The sequence below is a fragment of the Pelolinea submarina genome, from assembly GCF_003966975.1.
In the GTDB taxonomy this organism is placed as follows: Bacteria; Chloroflexota; Anaerolineae; order Anaerolineales; family Anaerolineaceae; genus Pelolinea; species Pelolinea submarina.
The window spans coordinates 1,655,998-1,674,788 of the sequence record NZ_AP018437.1 but is presented as its reverse complement, the minus strand read 5'-3'; the positions used below and the strand labels follow the sequence as shown (position 1 = coordinate 1,674,788).

The 18,791-nt window shown below is 48.5% G+C and carries 17 protein-coding genes and 1 other annotated feature; all 17 genes read right to left on the bottom strand.

Features of this window, described 5'->3' with window-relative positions:
- Positions 1–32 precede the first annotated feature (32 nt).
- Entirely contained in the window at positions 33–611 is a 579-nt protein-coding gene (locus Pelsub_RS07310) for a CDP-alcohol phosphatidyltransferase family protein (protein WP_116224380.1), read from the bottom strand.
- A gap of 31 nt (positions 612–642) precedes the next feature.
- Entirely contained in the window at positions 643–2,778 is a 2,136-nt protein-coding gene (locus tag Pelsub_RS07305; RefSeq protein WP_116224381.1) for an FtsK/SpoIIIE family DNA translocase, read from the bottom strand.
- A gap of 3 nt (positions 2,779–2,781) precedes the next feature.
- Positions 2,782–3,735: a 30S ribosomal protein S1 gene (locus Pelsub_RS07300; protein ID WP_116224382.1), complete on the bottom strand. Its 954-nt coding sequence runs from the start codon at positions 3,733–3,735 to the stop codon at positions 2,782–2,784.
- Between the two features lie 24 nt (positions 3,736–3,759).
- Positions 3,760–5,667, bottom strand: coding sequence for a hypothetical protein (locus tag Pelsub_RS07295; RefSeq protein WP_116224383.1), 1,908 nt, complete (start codon positions 5,665–5,667; stop codon positions 3,760–3,762).
- A gap of 6 nt (positions 5,668–5,673) precedes the next feature.
- Complete coding sequence (locus Pelsub_RS07290; RefSeq protein WP_116224384.1) at positions 5,674–6,213, bottom strand: GNAT family N-acetyltransferase; 540 nt, start codon at positions 6,211–6,213, stop codon at positions 5,674–5,676.
- Positions 6,214–6,218: 5 nt separating this feature from the next.
- Positions 6,219–6,896, bottom strand: coding sequence for a hypothetical protein (locus Pelsub_RS07285; RefSeq protein ID WP_116224385.1), 678 nt, complete (start codon positions 6,894–6,896; stop codon positions 6,219–6,221).
- Positions 6,897–6,943: 47 nt separating this feature from the next.
- Positions 6,944–7,780, bottom strand: a complete 837-nt coding sequence (locus tag Pelsub_RS07280; protein WP_174233251.1) for a purine-nucleoside phosphorylase — start codon at positions 7,778–7,780, stop codon at positions 6,944–6,946.
- A gap of 75 nt (positions 7,781–7,855) precedes the next feature.
- A complete protein-coding gene (ltaE, locus tag Pelsub_RS07275) occupies positions 7,856–8,908 on the bottom strand; it encodes a low-specificity L-threonine aldolase (RefSeq protein ID WP_116224386.1) in 1,053 nt (350 codons plus the stop codon).
- A gap of 13 nt (positions 8,909–8,921) precedes the next feature.
- A complete protein-coding gene (locus Pelsub_RS07270; RefSeq protein ID WP_116224387.1) occupies positions 8,922–9,839 on the bottom strand; it encodes an RluA family pseudouridine synthase in 918 nt (305 codons plus the stop codon).
- Positions 9,840–9,845: 6 nt separating this feature from the next.
- Positions 9,846–10,382 (bottom strand): signal peptidase II, encoded by a 537-nt coding sequence (gene lspA, locus Pelsub_RS07265; RefSeq protein WP_116224388.1) that lies wholly within the window; start codon positions 10,380–10,382, stop codon positions 9,846–9,848.
- Between the two features lie 20 nt (positions 10,383–10,402).
- On the bottom strand, positions 10,403–10,885 hold the full coding sequence (locus Pelsub_RS07260; RefSeq protein WP_116224389.1) for a GIY-YIG nuclease family protein: 483 nt from the start codon (positions 10,883–10,885) through the stop codon (positions 10,403–10,405).
- A 51-nt stretch (positions 10,886–10,936) separates the two neighbouring features.
- Positions 10,937–14,089, bottom strand: a complete 3,153-nt coding sequence (gene ileS, locus Pelsub_RS07255) for an isoleucine--tRNA ligase (RefSeq protein ID WP_116224390.1) — start codon at positions 14,087–14,089, stop codon at positions 10,937–10,939.
- Between the two features lie 35 nt (positions 14,090–14,124).
- Positions 14,125–14,371 (bottom strand) — a binding site (T-box leader).
- A gap of 39 nt (positions 14,372–14,410) precedes the next feature.
- The gene (locus Pelsub_RS07250) at positions 14,411–15,715 is read right to left on the bottom strand and encodes a pyrimidine-nucleoside phosphorylase (protein ID WP_116224391.1); all 1,305 of its coding nucleotides are present in this window, start codon (positions 15,713–15,715) and stop codon (positions 14,411–14,413) included.
- Between the two features lie 99 nt (positions 15,716–15,814).
- The gene (jag, locus tag Pelsub_RS07245; protein WP_158675028.1) at positions 15,815–16,561 is read right to left on the bottom strand and encodes an RNA-binding cell elongation regulator Jag/EloR; all 747 of its coding nucleotides are present in this window, start codon (positions 16,559–16,561) and stop codon (positions 15,815–15,817) included.
- A 14-nt stretch (positions 16,562–16,575) separates the two neighbouring features.
- Positions 16,576–17,379 (bottom strand): YidC/Oxa1 family membrane protein insertase, encoded by an 804-nt coding sequence (locus Pelsub_RS07240; RefSeq protein WP_116224393.1) that lies wholly within the window; start codon positions 17,377–17,379, stop codon positions 16,576–16,578.
- Positions 17,380–17,394: 15 nt separating this feature from the next.
- Positions 17,395–18,414: a PQQ-binding-like beta-propeller repeat protein gene (locus Pelsub_RS07235; RefSeq protein ID WP_158675027.1), complete on the bottom strand. Its 1,020-nt coding sequence runs from the start codon at positions 18,412–18,414 to the stop codon at positions 17,395–17,397.
- Between the two features lie 135 nt (positions 18,415–18,549).
- Positions 18,550–18,771, bottom strand: coding sequence for a membrane protein insertion efficiency factor YidD (gene yidD, locus Pelsub_RS07230; RefSeq protein WP_408635083.1), 222 nt, complete (start codon positions 18,769–18,771; stop codon positions 18,550–18,552).
- Between the last annotated feature and the right edge of the window lie 20 nt (positions 18,772–18,791).

Sequence of the window (18,791 nt, the reverse complement as noted above, 5' to 3'; positions counted from 1 at the left end):
CCTTTCAAAATCAAAATAGGTATCTAACAATTCTAATGCAATTCTTTCCAGGAAAACCATATTCGCTGAAAAACAGTTACATAAGTGAACACCGCCAATACCCATAACCCCGCTAAAGGTTGTGCGAACAGCAGGCACAGAGAAGTGATCAGGTATCGTTCCACGCGTGTCAGCAAACCGATTTTGGGATCACAGCCCAGGGATTGAGCCCGCGCGCGCACATAAGAGACCATCACGCTGCCGGTCAGCGCAGCAAATACTAAAATCACCCCCAATAGATGTCCCCTGCCGAAGAAATACAGCAATAGACCGAACATAATAGCCATTTCTGAAAAGCGGTCTGCTACCGAATCCAGCAGTCCGCCAAAAGGCCGGTTGTTTTGCTTCAAGCGCGCCAGTGTGCCGTCCAGCGCGTCCAGCGGGCCGCTCAGAGCCACAATCAAGCCTCCCAGGCGCAAACTGCCGGTTGCGATAAAATAAGCCGCTGCAACATTAAATATCACACCTGTAATAGTAATGGTGTTGGGGCTGATACCGGTTTTCAGCAGCCAGCCGCCAATGGTGTTCAGAAAATTCGCAAAGAATTTCCGTAATTTATCAGTGAATGTCATTATGCTATTGCAGTCAACTTTCTATGAGAGATTAGTACGCTTCGGGTTCATCAGGGGGATCATCGAAGAGAACTTCCCGTTCACGGCCGCCCGATTCTACCGGGCCGACAATACCGCGCTCTTCCAATTCGTCCATCAAGCGCGCAGCCCGCGGGAATCCGATGCGCAATTTCCGCTGTAACCGTGAAGTGGATGTATGGCCTTCCTGCCGTACCAGTTTTATCGCTTCTTCTATCAAATCATCGGCATCATCGCCCATGGAAGGCACCAAACCCTCCCAGGGCGCAGGTTCCTCAGCAGGTGTTTCTGTTTGTGTGGCATTCTTCCAATAGGCAATAATATTTTCAATTTCGCGGTCATCCACCAGCACAGCCTGTGCGCGTTTCAACCCGGCTGTTTCAGGATCGAGGAAAAGCATATCTCCGCGCCCCATCAGCGTTTCCGCACCGTTTGCATCCAGGATCACGCGTGAATCCACCGACGAAGCCATCATGAAAGAAATGCGAGCCGGGAAATTGGCTTTTATCAACCCGGTAATGATATTCGTGCTGGGGCGTTGGGTGGCTACCACCAGATGAATACCGGTCGCGCGCGCCATCTGCGCCAGACGGACCAGATAACCTTCGGTTGAATCAGGCGCGGAAAGCATTAAATCGGCCAATTCATCAATAAAAATAACGATCTTGGGTAGATGCTCCCCGCCCCGCCGAGCCATTTTAGCGTTATAAGCTTCCAAATCGCGGGCATTCACCGCTTCCAGCTTTTTATAGCGGTCATCCATTTCTTTAATTGCCCAGGCCAGCACTCCCAGCATGCGATCCAACTGCGTCTCCACCTTACCCATCAGGTGCGGCAGGCCGTTGAAGCGTAATAACTCAACCATCTTGGGATCCAAGATAGCTATGCGCAAATCGTCCGGCGTATTGTTCATCACCAGACAAGCGATCAGCGAAGTGATACAGACGGATTTACCTGAGCCGGTTGTCCCTGCCACCAACACATGCGGCATACGGGTCAAATCGGCAATAACCGGCGCGCCGGAAACGTTCAAACCCAACGCCAGGTTCAACGGAGCGGGTTTGGCTTTGAACTCAACGCTATTCAGAATTGTCTTCAACCTGACCAGGCTGCTGCTGGTATTGGGAATTTCAATTCCAACAAAGGAATGTCCGGGAATTGGCGCCTCAATACGCAGACGATCAACGCCTAAAGCCAGGGTCAAATCCCGACTCAACCCGGAGATTTGGGAAACCCTGACTTTCTTGCGAACGATATCGCCTTCTTCGTTGACCTTTTCAACATATCCCGGTTCAACCGCATATTGGATGATGGTAGGCCCTACCCGATATCCGGCCACGCGGGCGGGAATGCCGAATTCTTCCAGAGTTTTTTCAATCTGGATGGCTTTGGCATGAATAAAGGGTTCATCCGAAGTTGAAGTTTGAGCATCCAGCAACAAGTCCATTGGAGGGAGTGCCAATTGCCGGGTTGGCGCGGCCGCCGCAGGCGTTGCGGTTTGCGGATAAGTCCCTTCTGTAGGCGCCGGCTGCTTTTCTTCCAAATCAGATTCAACCGATGAATCCTGCGAGAAGTCATTATTTACTGTTGTTTGCAGTACACGGTTAAAATAACGATCCAATTTACGGGAAAGTGGAAGTAAAAAACCTATTCCCGCTAAAGTAGTCAGCAGCCACACCACTAATAAAAGCGCGGTAGCCAGTACATTTCCTAAGAAACCTTTAAAAATGCTTGCCAACCCCCAGCCGATTACACCACCGTCCAAACCCAAATGTGCCCTGTCAACTGAAAAGCCGAAAAATGCGGAAAAAAGAGCCAGCATTGAGAAAAGAGATAATTCCAGAGAAATAATCCGTTTAAGGTTCAGCCGGGGAAATTGTTCAATCCGCCGAAAAAGGATCAGCAGCCCGATATAAATAACCAGCGCAACCAGGATATAAGTCCCCCAACCAAATCCGTTAACGATCCAATCCGTCCACAAATTTGCGACTGTGCCGGATGTCAGGCCCAAAATGTTCAGCGCGGTGATTATCGCTGTACTAACAATAAGGATACCAACCACATCCTGCCCGAATCTTTTTATTGTCTGAGCCAGTACGTTTCCGATGTTTTTTTTCTCAGGAGGTTGTGGTTTTCTCGTATTGACCATAGTCTATTTTTCTGTTTTTGAAAGCGCCAAACCCAAACGGTGTTTTTTTGAATCGATATGCAAAATCTCTACAAACACAGTTTGGTTAACATTAAATACTTCATTCAGGTCTTTAATCTTATCATTCATTTCTACCGTCGAAATATGGATCAACCCCTCAACGCCTTCTTCCAATTCCGCAAATGCCCCGTACGGCAGGATTTTCGAGATTTTGGCACTGATTATGTCTCCCGGTTGGTATTTACGCTCCAGTTCAAACCACGGATTTGGATTCAAGCGCTTGATGCTCAGGGCTACATGCATATCCTTCGGGTCGATAGATAGGATTAATACCGAGATCATATCGCCCAGTTTGGCATGATCCTCCGGCCGCCGAACTCGTCCCCAGGATAGTTCTGAAATATGCACCAAACCTTCCACCCCGCCCAGATCAACGAAAATACCAAAATTCGTGATATTCGTCACTCTCCCCTGAACAATTGAATTGGGGACCAAACTGGCAATCAATTCTTTACGTTTGCCATTTTCGGTCTGGGCAGCTCTTTCAGAGAGAACCACTTTATTCAGAGCGCGGTTGCATTCAATAACCTTTACCTTGGTGATATTGCCTACCCGCTCTTTGAATAAATCCAATTGGTCCTGAGTTTTTTCCGGTTGGGTTTCATAAAGGATATGCGATACCGGTATAAATCCCTGTAATTTGTCAGCCTTCGCCAGCAAGCCACCCTTGTTATAACCAATGATTGTTACCTCGATGATGACATCATTCTGATAAAGTTTTTCGATATACACCCAATCATTGCCGTCATCGAAATCCCGAGGATTCTTTTTCAAATTCGGACTACCGGATTCATCGTTATGTTGAACCGGTTCATTCGATAGTACAAAATCCCACCAACCCTGATCAAATTGCATTTGCTCAGTACCTTTATCATCACTTTCCCGTTTTATGTTCATAACCACCCTCCAAAATACAATGATTTAATTATTCTTTTCTGTGATGCTCTTTTCCATATTAATGATTAGATTTGAAACAGCGCTAATCGCAATGCGCTGCTTTCGATAAAGATCTGCTTCTGATAAGGACAACTTTCGTGCAATATCTTTCACTTTCCATCCGGATAAATATTTTAAGTCTAAAAGATTATATAAAATCCACTCATTAGTATATTGACGTTCCCCTTCGGGTTTCAGCTGATCGATAGCCGAACGGAGTACTTCACGCAACGCATTTACCGGCGATTCCTTCTCCATTACAGTTTTTTCTTCAACCAACCTCAATCTCAACAGCATGTTCTGAGATAGCTTTGGCCCTCCCCAAAGATGATCAAGCGCATCTTTAACCCACTTATCCACCTCCTGCGTATCTGTAATAGGACTTTCATCATAAATTTTTTCCTGATTGAATCGGGATGTTGCCAGCAGATCCTGAATAATCGAGACTTGCGGTGTCAACATCTCCAATGAGACAAACAGGTTTTCTTGAACTTTACGGTCATGCAGTGCCAATGCCAACCGGGATGTCAATTTTCCGGCTGAAGTCTGTTTCTCGGGATCCATACGGGAATTGTCAAAATCCTCGACCAGGATTACACCCATCAATTCCGGGGAACCATCGTTCGGAGCAAAAAACAGCGGCAGGATTGAACATCCATCATTACCAGGAACAATTACATTCTCCCGATCTTCAAAACCGGCAGCCAGACTCAGGAATTCTCCCCTGCGATCTGAATAATTTTGCGACATCTTACCTGCGAGTACATCCATTCCATTACCATTGCCATTTATCACAAAAAGGTGCGCGCCCTGTACCTGCAGCAGATCGCAAATCGTCGCCAGAATCAGGTCAGTGAATTGGCGGACATCGTTGCTGGTCAGGAGCTTATCCTCCAGCGAGCGGATCTGTTCCAATTCCTCGCGATCGTTTTTCGAGAAAAGGAATCTTTCCCAAATATTCGCAAACAACGTGATGGAATACTCAAAAATGACGATCACTGCCACCATTGCCAGCACTATCAACGCGGAGACATCCACCTGCCACAATTTTCCCAGCCGGTTGATGATGGTCGTCACGCCCAACGTTATACTGGCAGTTGTCGGCCCGCGCATTACCCAGCGGAATAAACGGCTCTTAATCACGCGGTCAGTCCATGGAAACCCGAAAAATGAAACCGCGTAGGTCATGGTTATCAGCGTGATAAACACCGTTGCATTTGAAATAATGGAGAGCAGCCAGAAAACCAAAGGCATTTGCGCGGCAAATCCGGATCCATACAACAGATATGGGAAAGAACCAAGCGCCGGCCCAACAGCACTGATAATCAGGTAAAGCATGCGCCGCCGGCTGGTGCTGGTGACCGTGCGCCGATAAGCCCGGATATAGTTGTACCAGGACAGAAACATGGTGATAAAGAAAAAGGCGCTGAACAGGTCATTGAAGATAGTCCGCTCTAAATAAGGCGCCGGCGGGCGATCCATAATGACCACACCAACTAAAAGGTTGGTGAATAACAGCGCCGCAAATGCTAAGCTGATAACGATGCACAAATTCCCAATCAGGCTGCGTCTGCCCCGGCTGGGTTTGCCGGTCATGGATAATAAGCCGTCTGAAAAACGGAAATACGCTGTTGGGAGAAGGACAATTCCCAGCCAATGGATTTTCAACAAAAACCGCAGGGAGCCCGCATCCTGGGTAACAGTAATGAAAGAATCAGCTCCGAAAATTACCACGATGCAAAGCATTAAGAAAGTAAACGACAGGGTTACTTTATCATGCAGCTTGAACGTCACTGCGTAGATAAAGAGCGAGAAAGAAATAATGGCAACGCCAGCAGTCAAAATATCGCTGATGGCTTTTAATAGCGTTTCTAAACCACTCAAATTACTCATAGGCTACTACTTAATGTATCGCGAAAAGAACAAAGCGATATCATTATTATTGAAGAAGTTATCATCATATCCCGAAAACTCAAACCCACATTTTTTGACCAGGCTAATGCCGGGAAAGTTCTTTGAAGACATTTCAATACTCATCCGGGAAAAATGTCTGGACGCTCCCCAACTATTGGCCGCCTGAATTAACGTTGTTGCTACTGACTTTCTGCGCCAAAGTTCATCGACGACCAAATCTTTTACCCAAAGCATGTCCGATGCAAAGATTGCCGAAAACGTTACATACCCAACAGGTACTGTATTGATACAAGCGATTAGAACGCTTGAATAATTTTTCCACCGCTCAACCAGGCTATCCGGAGATTGCGGGTAAGTCAAACGCATCTCACGGGGAAGATGGTTTTCAATAAAGGTTGTCACTATCCTACCCGATTCCACATTTTGTGTCATCTGCCAAACACACTCTGTTTTAACAGTATGATCAAATCGCGATAACAGCTCGATATCGGGTGAAACAGCTTGTCGAATTAGTATCTCCGCCATAGATTCTATTGTGGTATTACCTTCACGTCAATTACGCAAGGTTTTAATAAATTATTTTGATTATCCAACGCAACCAAGCGCAGTGAATAATTGCCCGGTTCCAGTTGGTCCGTATTCCAACGGCCGCCAAATGAGTCCTCAATGACCGGTCTATTCCCGGCCGAAATGGGTGTCCATAAATCTTCGCCCTGCATTTGGTATTCGTATTTATAGAATCCAAAATTCGGGATGTTCACAGTGCCTTTCAATTCCACCGACCCGCTAACCTCATCCCCGGAGATCGGTTGAACCCACTCCAACTCTCCAGGAATGCAGCCGGTTAAGGCGATAGCAGTCTGCGTTTGCTTCAAAAATTCCGGTGTTTGGGTCACTTCTGCCTGATCCGGTTCCGGAGTTACATTTAAATCAATGGTAGGTGTCGCAATTCGGGAAATACCGGGAAATTTGATAGAAGCCACCGAAATCAGAATAAAGTTTGACACACCCACCAACGCTACCAAAACAATGATTGTCACGGATAATCGCAGGCTTTTTTGCGCTACCTCGCGCTCCAAACCAAATTGAGCTTTTTTTAAAGCAATACCGGCGTCTATCAGGCGTTTTAAGTAAATTAATACAATCACACCGATAACGATATAAATCCCCACTTCGTATGTGGCTAAGAATCTAAATAATTCTTCCATTATTCACTTGTATAACCGGCACATCCTTTGGCCGATTTATCATATTATTAAATACGGCGTAGTACACCGCGAATGATTGCATCCAATTTCGGCACCAGGACTTTCCCTGCCTCCAGCACCTCTTCATGGGTTGTCACGTTGGAACCGTCCAGGTTAGCCTTGTTGCTGATACCGGAGATGCCTAAAACCCGAATACCGCCGTGGTGAGCCACGATGACTTCCGGAACAGTGGACATACCCACCGCGTCCGCACCGGCCGTGTGCAAAAAGCGCAGGTCCGCTGGAGTTTCAAAAGACGGGCCGGAGAGGCAGACGTACACCCCTTCGCGCGGCTCGATATTCTTTTCTGCCGCGGCTTCTTTGGCAATCTTAAGTAATTCCCGGTCATACGCCCGGCTCATGTCCGGGAAACGTTCTCCAAATTCATCGATATTGGGACCTTGCAGCGGATTTAATCCGAACATACCGATCATGGAAAGATGGTCATTAATCAGCATCAAATCACCCGGTAAATATTCCGGATTTACCGCACCGGCCGCGTTGGTCACGATCAGATATTCAATTCCCAGACGAATCATCACTCGGATTGGGAAACCTACTATTGGCATGGAGTAGCCTTCATAGTAGTGAGCCCGCCCTTGCATGATCAGGACCGATTTGGATTCCAGCTCCCCAATTACTAAACGACCTTTATGTCCCTGAATTGTTGAGCGAGGCCAATTAGGAATTTCCCTATAATCGATATAATCAGCTGGTTTCACTGATTCTGCTAAGTCACCTAAACCAGAGCCAAGGATCAACCCAATTTTGGGTTTGTGATGTGTCTTGCCGCGAATTACTTCTACCGCTTGATCTATCATTTCCAAGGTGATAAATTCAGACATGCTCGCTCCTGTTAATAAATTCAGATAACATTATTAAATTCATTATAACAAAACCAGAATGCGCAAATGTGATTATCAGCCTTCAATTACAGTCTTTATTTCCCGAATGGTTTTCGCGACATCCTCCGCATTTATCCAATAATGGGTAACCAGCCGGAATTCACCCGGGCCGGATAACCCCACCAACACACCACGCGCTTTTAGCTGCTCCTTGATCGCATCCGCTGTTCTGGGAAAATCACGCGCGATGCGGAAGAAAACCATATTGGTCTGCGGCCCGCCTTTAACAATGGTCAGTCCTCTAATACCCTTCAATCCGGCCGCCAGGTCTTTGGCATTTTGATGATCTTCCGGCAAACGATCAACCATCTTTTCAATAGCCAAAAGGCCGGCCGCGGCAATAATGCCTGCCTGGCGCATGCCGCCTCCCAACTGTTTGCGGATCTTGCGCGCTTTGCCAATGAACTCTTGGGTACCGCACAGCATTGATCCGATCGGCGCACACAATCCTTTGGATAAGCAGAACATCACCGAATCCACCGGCACGCAAATATCCGCCGCGGAACAGTTCAGTGCCTTGGCCGCGTTAAAGACCCGTGCGCCGTCCAGGTGCACACTCATCCCCAGGCTGTGGGCGATGGTCGCTGCGGAATGCATGTAATCCACACTCAGCGGGATTCCGCCGCATTGGTTTTGGGTATTTTCCACGATTAATAACCGGGAGGGCGGATGGTGAATATCATCATCACGATAAGCTTTTTGAATATCTTCAATAGCCAGGGTTCCATCTTCCTGATTGGGAATTAGTGATGGGAAGATACCGCCCAAAGCGGAAATACCGCCTACCTCATGCAGAAAGGTATGTCCGCTGGTTCCCATGACCGCCTCGTCGCCACGACCGCAATGCACCATGGCAGCGATTAGGTTGCCCATGGTGCCGGATGCCACAAACAGCGCGGCTTCTTTGCCGGTCTTTCCTACCGCCAATTTTTCCAGTTGAATCACGGTTGGGTCTTCGTTATAAACGTCGTCGCCAACCGGGGCAGCGGCCATGGCCGCGCGCATTTCGTCTGTCGGGTGAGTAACCGTATCCGAACGTAAATCTATAATTCCATTTTTAAATGCCATCTGAACTCCATTGTTAAAATAATTTTTCTAAAACATTCGTCAATTCCACTGGCAGCTCGGCCAGGAAATGATGCGGTTCTTTCTCTCCCAGCAAACAAATGCTGAGTTGGTAAGCATGTAAGAAGTGGCGATCCAAATTCACGGAAGGATTCCGATACCCATACAAAGTATCCGCGGCAATCGGGCAGCCAATGGAGGCCATGTGCACGCGAATTTGGTGAGTACGCCCTGTCAATGGATGTACTTCCAGGTAAGTATGCGATTTATAGTCCCGCAAAGTCCGATATTCCGTCTCCGCATAACGCCCCTCACCTTCCGGTGCGATTGCCATGCGTTTGCGATTGTTTCGATCACGCATAAGAGGCGCAATGATACGGCCTGTGGGGGTGGTCGGGCGGCCATCCACCAGAGCCAGATATTTCTTTACTACTAAGCGGTCTTTGAATTGTTGTTGGAGCCATTTATGTGAAGCTTCATTCTTCGCTATCAGAATAATACCGGAAGTATTTTTGTCCAGGCGGTGAACAATCCCCGGACGCATCTTTCCGCCAATGCCGGCCAGAAATGGCGTATAAGCCAGGGCGGCATGCACCAATGTGCCTTTGGAATGGCCGGCCGAAGGATGCACCACCATTCCGGCAGGTTTATTGATTGCCAAAACATTTTCGTCTTCAAATAAGATGGGAATATCAATTGGTTCAGGGATCAGATCAAGCGGTGCAGGCGGGAGAACTTCCACTAAAATTCGATCTCCGTTTTCGAGCATCTGTCCGGATTTCTTAGGCATTAAATCATCGACCAATACCTGACCGGTCTTGATCAAACGCTGGATTTGTGAACGGCTATATTCGGGTAATTTATGAGAGAGGTAAAGGTCTAACCGCTGGGGTTGATCTTCATCAAAAATATAATTTCTAATGAGTGTATTCACCTTTACCTAAATTTCCGGCTTGCTGTCAAGATGTTGAGTTTCATCCATCAAGATTTTTTGGTTTTTTTCTTTTTTTTCCTGGATCCACAAACCAATAATCATCACTGCCACACCGGTTGTAACGGACGCATCCGCGACGTTGAATACCGCGAAATTACCGATGGAAACAAAATCGGTTACGTGACCAATGGTCATACGATCAATCAGGTTGCCAACCGCGCCACCGAACTGCATGCTTAAGGCTACCTTGAGAAACCAGTCGTTTTCTGAGAGGCGCGGGAAAAAGATCAGAATAAATCCGGCGATAATGCTGTTCAGAACCGTAAAAAGCATGCCGTGGTCCTGGAACATGCCGAAAGCTACGCCGGTGTTGTACCAATGCACAATACGCGCATAAGGGGACAGCCACGGCCAGGGCGACCAAATTTCACCCATATCTAAATTCGCACGCACAAGGCTCTTTGTCCATTGATCCAGCACAATCAGCGTACCGGCGATCAATACAAAAAACCAATATTTTTTTATTAATTTCTTCAATGTCATTTACCTCTTATATTACGATTTTAACCGATTTCATCGCGCTTCAACGATAATTGTCGATAATCCCAGGTCTTTCGATTAAGCTCCCGCCATGCTTGCTCTACATAATCCAAATTCGGGAAATATACCAAATGGGATAAACAGCCTTTACGGCAATCACTGGCGCCAAATCCCGGTACCACACAGCTCGCCCCCGGCAAGGAAAAGAGAAATTGCGCGATTTCACATTCAAAATTCGCAGAACTAACCTGCCACCAAATACAAGTGGAATCCAGGTACTCTTTGAGGGAATCAAAATGCCAGAATTTCTTGGTGTGCAGATCCAAATGCCGGCTTACGCGGCTTTTCAATCCTCCGGGGCCATGCGCGCTGCCGCAGTAAAGATAAAAACCGGCCGGCATTTCTCTTAAACCAAATTTCTTCATATCAAGTGAAAACCGGTCTACGGCTAACCCCACAATCACATAATTGCCGGCTTGCTTTGGCAGCTTTTCCAGATCAAACATGCTTGTATAAAAAGCGGGATAAATTCGCTTGAATTTATCCCACTCGTTTTATCAGGCTTTATCCAGCCAGATCGTCAGCGTTTCCCCATCGAATTCATCGCTGAGATTCGGCAGGATGTTCGGTACATTTTCACCGTCCAGCTCCACCGACAGAGTTTCGTCCATTATATAGTCCTTGAAACATTCAATAGCATATTTCAATTTGGCAGAACAGGAGTAAATCAGCCGGATGCGGTCGGCGATTTCAAAATCAGCCTGCTTTCTGGCTTCCTGCACGCGCCGTACGAACTCGCGCACCAAACCTTCATTGACCAGGTCGTCCGTGAGTGTGGTAACCAAAGCCGCGATATAAGCGCCATCGGAAGCAACTTCAAAACCTTCCTTGGCTTGCATTCGGACTTCCACTTCTTCCGGCAGTATCTCGAAGTCTTCGCCATCTACAGAAATTTTCAGGTTTTCACCTTTCAGCAGCATTCCGGCTGCTTTTTCCGGGTCAAGCGCGAGAATTGCCTTCCGGATAAGCGGGAATTGGTCCTTATATTTCTGTCCAAGCTGTTTGGGGAGCGGCACCAGCTCATAAGCGGCAGCTTCGCTGGCCGCGCTGAGTGCACGCACGCTCTTCACATTCAGCTCATCCTGCAGCAAATCCGCGTATTCATGGATTACCGCACTGTCATGGATGTTGCTGACAGAGAAAGCGGCTTCCTGCAAGGGTTGGCGTACTTTGATTTGCGATTTATTGCGGGCGGCATGACCGAGCGATACCAGTTTCATGACCAGGTTCATATCCGCTACCAGCTCGTCATTCAAGCGCCCCTCATTGAACTTCGGCCAATCCGCCAAATGCACGGATTTCGGCGCCTGCGGATCCAGGTTGACCACCAGGTTGCGGTACATTTCATCCGCGATGAAAGGCATTGAAGGTGCCAGCAATTTGCTGAGCATCACCAGCGCTTCATACAAAGTTGAATAAGCTGCTTCCTTATCGGCGTCAGAACCGCTCTTCCAGAAACGCCGCCTTGAACGGCGTAAATACCAATTGGATAAGTGATCCACAAAGCCTTCAATTGGGCGCGTGGCACCCAGTACATCATAATTCTCGTAAGCCGTGGTTACATCCCGCACCAACCCATGCAATTCGGCCAACAGCCATTCATCCAGCTTGGAGTACTGGGGCTTATCGGCTTTGCCCGGCTGCCAGCCATCCAGGTTGGCATAGGTGACAAAGAAGGAATACGTATTCCACAACGTCAGGGTAAAGCTGCGCAGCACTTCATTGACCAGGTCGGCCGAGAAACGGCGTTCCTGTCCGGGGGGGCTGGCGGTGTACAGATACCAGCGCATGGCATCCGCACCGTGTTTATCCAATACCTCCCACGGGCTGACCACATTACCGCGCGTCTTGGACATTTTCTGCCCGTCGCCGTCCAGGATCAAACCCAGGCAGACCACATTCTTGAAACACTGCTGGTCAAATAACAATGTTGAAATAGCATGCAGCGAATAGAACCAGCCGCGGGTTTGGTCAACCGCCTCGCAGATGTAATCGGCCGGGTAATGTTCCTTGAATTCCTGTTCATTTTCAAAGGGATAGTGCCACTGCGCCACCGGCATGGAACCGGAGTCAAACCATACGTCGATCAGTTCCGGCACGCGGTGCATGGTCTCGCCGCACTTCGGGCAGGCATATTCCACCTCATCCACATAGGGGCGGTGCAAATCCAGACCTTTCAAGTCTTTACCGGTCTTTTCGGACAATTCCTGCACAGACCCGATACATTCCTGGTGATGGCAGCTTTCGCATTCCCATACCGGCAGCGGCGTGCCCCAATAGCGTTCGCGGCCTAAGGCCCAATCGATATTGTTAGCCAGCCAATTGCCAAAGCGGCCGTCCTTGATATGGTTGGGATACCAGTTTACTTTCTGGTTATTCGCAACCAGGTCATCCTTTTTGGCACTGGTGCGGATGTACCAGGTGGGACGTGCATAGTACAACAGCGGAGTATCGCAGCGCCAGCAGAAAGGATAGGTATGCGTAATTGGCACCGTCCTGAAAAGCAAACCGCGGTTGTTCAGGTCTTCGATGATAAATGGATCGGCATCTTTTACAAAGCGTCCGGCCCACTGCTTGACTTCGGGGATGAAAGTGCCATTGGGCGCTACTGTCATCAGGATCGGCAGGTCTTCATCAATGGCCGTCTGCATGTCATCCGCGCCAAACGCCGGCGCCTGATGCACCAGGCCGGAACCTTCATTAGTGATAACGTAATCCGCCAATACAACCCGGTAAGCCGGTTTATCAGGCGGCAGGAAAGTGTACAACGGTTGATAGCGCTTCCCTTTGAGCTGCTTGCCTTTGAATTCAGAGACAATTTTTACCTCTTCGTCGCCGAAGATGCTCTCGATTTGCGATTTGGCCAGGATTAATTTCTCGGTACCTTCTCCGCTGCTTTCCTTGCGTTCCACCGTCACGTAATCCACATTCGGGTGCGCGGCGATAGCCACGTTGCCGGGCAGCGTCCAGGGTGTAGTTGTCCAGACCAACAGTGAAGTGCTGGGGTCGTCCACCAGCGGCATGCGCACATAAACGGATGGGTCAGTGGCATCCCGATAACCCAGGGAAACCTCATGATCCGAAAGTGGCGTACCGCAGCGCGGGCAGTAAGGCACAACTTTAAACCCCTGATACAGCAGGTCCTTTTCCCAGAAATTCTTCAGGATCCACCACACGGATTCGATGTACGAATTTTTATAGGTGATGTAAGCCGTATCCAGATCCACCCAGAAGGCAATCCTCTCGGTCAGCTTTTCCCATTCCTGAATATATTTAAACGCGGATTCACGGCACAACTGGTTGAATTCAGCGATACCGTAATCTTCAATTTGCTGCTTGTTGGTGAAACCCAGTTTCTTCTCGACCTCAATTTCAACCGGCAGGCCGTGGGTATCCCAGCCGCCGCGGCGGATGACGTGATAACCCTGCATGGTACGGTAGCGCGGGAAAATATCTTTGAATACGCGCGCCAGCACGTGGTGTACACCCGGCATGCCGTTGGCAGTCGGCGGGCCTTCATAGAAGACGTATTCCGTCTTCCCTTCCCGGTTTTTGATGGAAGCGTGGAAGATATCTTCCTTCTTCCAATAATCCAAGACTTCCAGCTCCATCTGGTTGGCATTGAGTTTTGATGATACAGGTTTGAACATTCAACCTCCAAATAAAAAAATAATCTCGTCCCAAATACAGGGACGAGATTTAATTCCCGCGGTACCACCCCGCTTCCTGATAATCAGGCGCTTGATTCCGGCAATAAACTTCCATTGCCTTCTGCACAATAACGGGTGCAATCCCGGTTTCCTTACTTACCGCAAGGTGTTCAGGGCACAACTCCGGAGTGATTTTCAACCGGCCTACCTTTTCGAGCTCACACCATTCTCGATTCGCTGGGAAGACCCGGCAGGTCTACTCTTCTCCATCAACGTTTGTCAAAATTCGATTATCCCATAATCCGGATAAAAAATCAAACCTCAGCTTTTCGTTGCATAAAACAAAGGCAGCGGTTCAACCGGTTTATCCGACCATTGGATGCCGGTAGCCAGCCGTTTGGCAGCAGCTTGCGCGTCCGCCTCGCTTTTGGCCAGGATGGTGAAAAGCACGTCGCCTTTTTTAACCTGATCGCCGACCTTCACACGCACGTACATGCCTACTCCCAGGTCAATGGAATCTTCTTTCTTCGCGCGGCCGGCGCCCAGCGAGACAGCCGTTTCGCCGACAGTCTGTGCGCGCAGCTCCGCAATAAAACCGTCACGCTCCGCTTTCATCTCATATGTAACCGCGGCACCAGGCAGCTTTTCCGGATGATCAATGAAGCTGACGTCCCCGCCCTGCCGGATGACCAGCGCGCGGAATTCCTCCCATGCCCGGCCGGACTTCAATGCGTCCTCTGCCATGGCGCGCGCTTCATCCAACGTGGATACTTTCTTGCCCAACAGCAGCATGTGGCTGGCGATCACCAAACAATGTTCGTGAAAATCTGCCGGACCGCCGTCATGCAGGGTATCAATCGCTTCACGCAATTCCACCGCGTTTCCGACCGCCACGCCCAAAGGCTGGTTCATGTCCGAAAGCAGGGCTTCCACCTTGCGCCCGCTCAATTTTCCAATGGCAATCATGGTTTCAGCTAATTTTCGGGCATCTTCAATGGTCTTCATAAAAGCGCCGTTACCTACTTTTACATCCAGGACAATAGCATTGGCGCCGCCCGCGATTTTTTTACTCATCACGGATGAAGCGATTAAAGGCAGCGAGTCCACCGTTCCTGTGACGTCGCGCAATTTGTAGAGAATGCGGTCGGCCGGAGCCAGATCGGCCGATTGGCCGGTCAGGACAAAGCCGAATTCTTTTAATTGGTCTAAAAACTCCTGTTTGGATAAGTCTGAACGATAGCCGGGAATGGAATCCAGTTTATCCAGTGTTCCACCGCTGAAGCCCAATCCACGGCCGGACATCTTGCCTACCGGTAAACCGCAGGAAGCCACCAGGGGCGTTACAACCAGCGTAACTTTGTCGCCCACGCCGCCGGTGGAGTGTTTGTCCACCACAATGGGAGCGATTTCCGACAAATCCAGGGTTTCGCCGGATTCTGCCATGGCCAGCGTCAATTCGGTCGTTTCCTGATCGGTCATACCGTTTAATAACACAGCCATTGCCCAGGCGGAAGCCTGATAATCCGGGATGGAGCCATCCACCACGCCGGAAATAAAGAACTTTATCTCTTCCTTGGTCAGCTGAAAATGGTCCCGTTTTCTGATTATGATATCTACCGCTCGCATTTTATACCTCCAACAAATGAGTTTCTATCTATAAACATGGAACCCCTCTCGCGAGGGAATTCCATTCATTTTTAGATTTATTTTTTTTCCAAAGCGTTTCTATTCTTTGGGTTTGAGGATGATGGTGGTTCGTCGATTCGGTTCTTCACCCACACTTTCGGTGGTTACAAAGGGATGGTAGCGCAGTTCCAGGTGAATCAAACGCCGTTCATTGGCCGGCATGGGTTCAAGCACCTGTTTACGGCCGGTCTGGATGACCTGGTCGGCCAGGCGCCGCGCCAATTGGCGCAGCTGGCGTTCGCGGCGGAAACGATAACCCTGCACATCAATCATCAGGGGTACCCAGTGGCCTACCTGCTGGTTCAGCACCAGGCTGGTGATGTACTGCAGGGAGTTCAATGTTTCTGCCCGACGGCCAATCAAAATGCTTAAATCCTTGCCGGTGACCTCAATCAAGACCATGGGATGGTCGCGGTCATCTTCCGGTTCCAAAATCCGAGCTGCGACACCTGCCTGAATGCGCATGGATTCTAAAAGGTGTTCGACAATATCTTTGGCTTTACGCTTGGCGATTTCCAAATCGTCCAAATCATCCGGATCCTCGAAATCAGTTTGGGCAACTTTTTCTTGAACCGGGGCGGCTTTTTCTTCTTCCGCCTCATGGTTAATCAGAGTCAGACGCACCCGCACCTGACGGTTGCCAATCCCCAGAAATCCGCTTTGCCCCTGGTCCAACACCTCCACGTCCACAGCATCACGCGGGAGGCCGAGCTGATCCAACCCACTTTCGATAGCGTCTTCTACCGATGGTCCAATTACTTCTAAAGTCGTCTTCTTATCTTCCATCGCGTTATCCTGAATCATTTTACAACCTCAACTTTCTTTTTTCGTTTAAGGTTTGAGAAATTCAGTTTGCCCAAGACAGCATATTGGATGATGGTGATGACATTGGACGCCACAAAATACAATGCCAAACCGGATGCAAAGGAATAGGCAAACCAACCCATTAAAATAGGCATGTACAAATTCATCATTCCTGTCATTTGTTGAGACTGAGGATCGGAGGAAGGCGTTGCCATCAACTTTGTCTGCAGGAAGGATGTGATCACCACAAAAATCGCTAAAAGCGGGATGCCGAAGGATATTCCGGGAATGTAGACCCGTTCAGGCTGACCAAGATTCATCCACAGGAAGTGGTTCTGAAGTGGGATCAGGCTGATAGGTTCCTGCAGCCCCGGCAGGAACGAAAATACGTTCGACAACAAGGGTGTAATCTTTGGAATCAGGTTGAGCATCTGCAGTGGTGCGTTACCCATGGTTTGAATAATGCTCTGATAAAGACCGATGATAATGGGGAACTGGATCAATGTTGGTAAGCAGGAAGCGAAAGGACTAATGCCTTTCTCTTTATACAGCTTCATTTGTTCCTGGGCCAGGCGATCGCGGTCATTCTTATACTTCTTCTGCATCTCCAACCAATCTTTGTCGGTTTGCAGATCCTGCATGGCCTTACTGCTCTTAATCTGTTTAACGGTGAGGGGGTGTGTAATGGCTTTGATCACCACGGTAAACAGAATGATCGCAATGCCGAAATTCTGACCGATCATGTCATAGATAAATAAAAGACCGGCAATAAACGGTTTAATAATGATAGTATCCCACATGGCTATATCCTACTCCTACTTAGTTGGTAAATAAGTCCAGACTTCATTGCCATTGGTGTCAATTGCTTTAACCAATGCTTCGCTTGACGCCGGCACAACGACGATTTTCCCATCTTCGAAACCTAACGGCGAATATATAACCGCGTCCAGAGTGGTCAATGTTTTGGGTTCCTTGCTGGAATCAATGCTGAAGATCTTCCCGTCGGATGCTGCGAACACTGCCTTGTCATCCACGGTGATTCCACTGGAGATCAGGGAAGCCCCGGTCTCGAATGGGGAAGGCCAAAGCGCACTGCCATCCTTTTTATCAACAGCGTACAAATTTCCGTTTTCATCCCCGAAGAATACCGCGTCGCTGGTCAGCACGGGGGTGCCCCAAATGGAAGCCATCTCATCCTCTACGGTATATTTCCAAACCACGGATTGTTTTTCCAGGTCAACAGCGTAGACAATACCATCCACGGTACCGACATACAAGATACCGTCTTCCAGAACCGGGTTGGATACCACTGCAGTGCCCAGGTCAAGGCTCCAGACAGGCTCCGAGACCAGCGTCTTGCCGCCGTCTTTATCAGCCGCCAATTCAGCCTCGGAATAATTCAGGTTGAGGACATAAAGGAAATGATCCATCGAGGTTAGATAAAGGTGATTTTCATCCGCTAAAGGTTTGCTCCAATTAGGCCCGTTGGCCTTGAACCGCCAAAGCAAATTGCCGTTGTCATCTAACGCGTACAGATAAGAATCCGTATTGGGCGCGTACACAATTCCATTGTTAAGCAAGGAGGACGCGATGTAACGATCTTCGGCATCCGTGAATTGCCATTTCTCAAAACCGTTTTCCTTGTCCAGCGCATACAACGTATTGGTGTAATCGCCGACAATAACCAAACTATCACTTACTTCAGGAGCCGCATAAAATTGACTCTTGGAGCTGCCTTCTGCAGGGTATTTCCATAAGAGGCTGCCATTTTTCACATCCAGGGCATACACCTGGGTTCCATAGGCAAGGTAACCGGTCTGGTTATCAAGCATCATACCCGGCCAACTGGAAGCGCTGGCAGCGGAGTTCGTAGTACACCCGCTAATTAATACAGCTGATATTAATGTAAGTATGATTAAACTAAATATTTTTTTATTCATTCTTCTCTCTTCTCATCCTGTCTCGTATTTTCATGGTACGGGATCATACCCACCCGGATTGAATGGGTTACAACGCAAAACACGGGATATGGCTAAGTAAGCGCCTTTGATAAATCCATGTTTATAAATTGCTTGATATCCGTAATGGGAACAACTGGGGTAAAACCGGCAAGTGTTTGCAGGGAGTGCGCGGGAAATTGTGTGCTGATAGAATCGAATGCAGACAAGCAGAAAATACTGAGGAAAATTCAACCCTGTAAGCTTGAAATCCC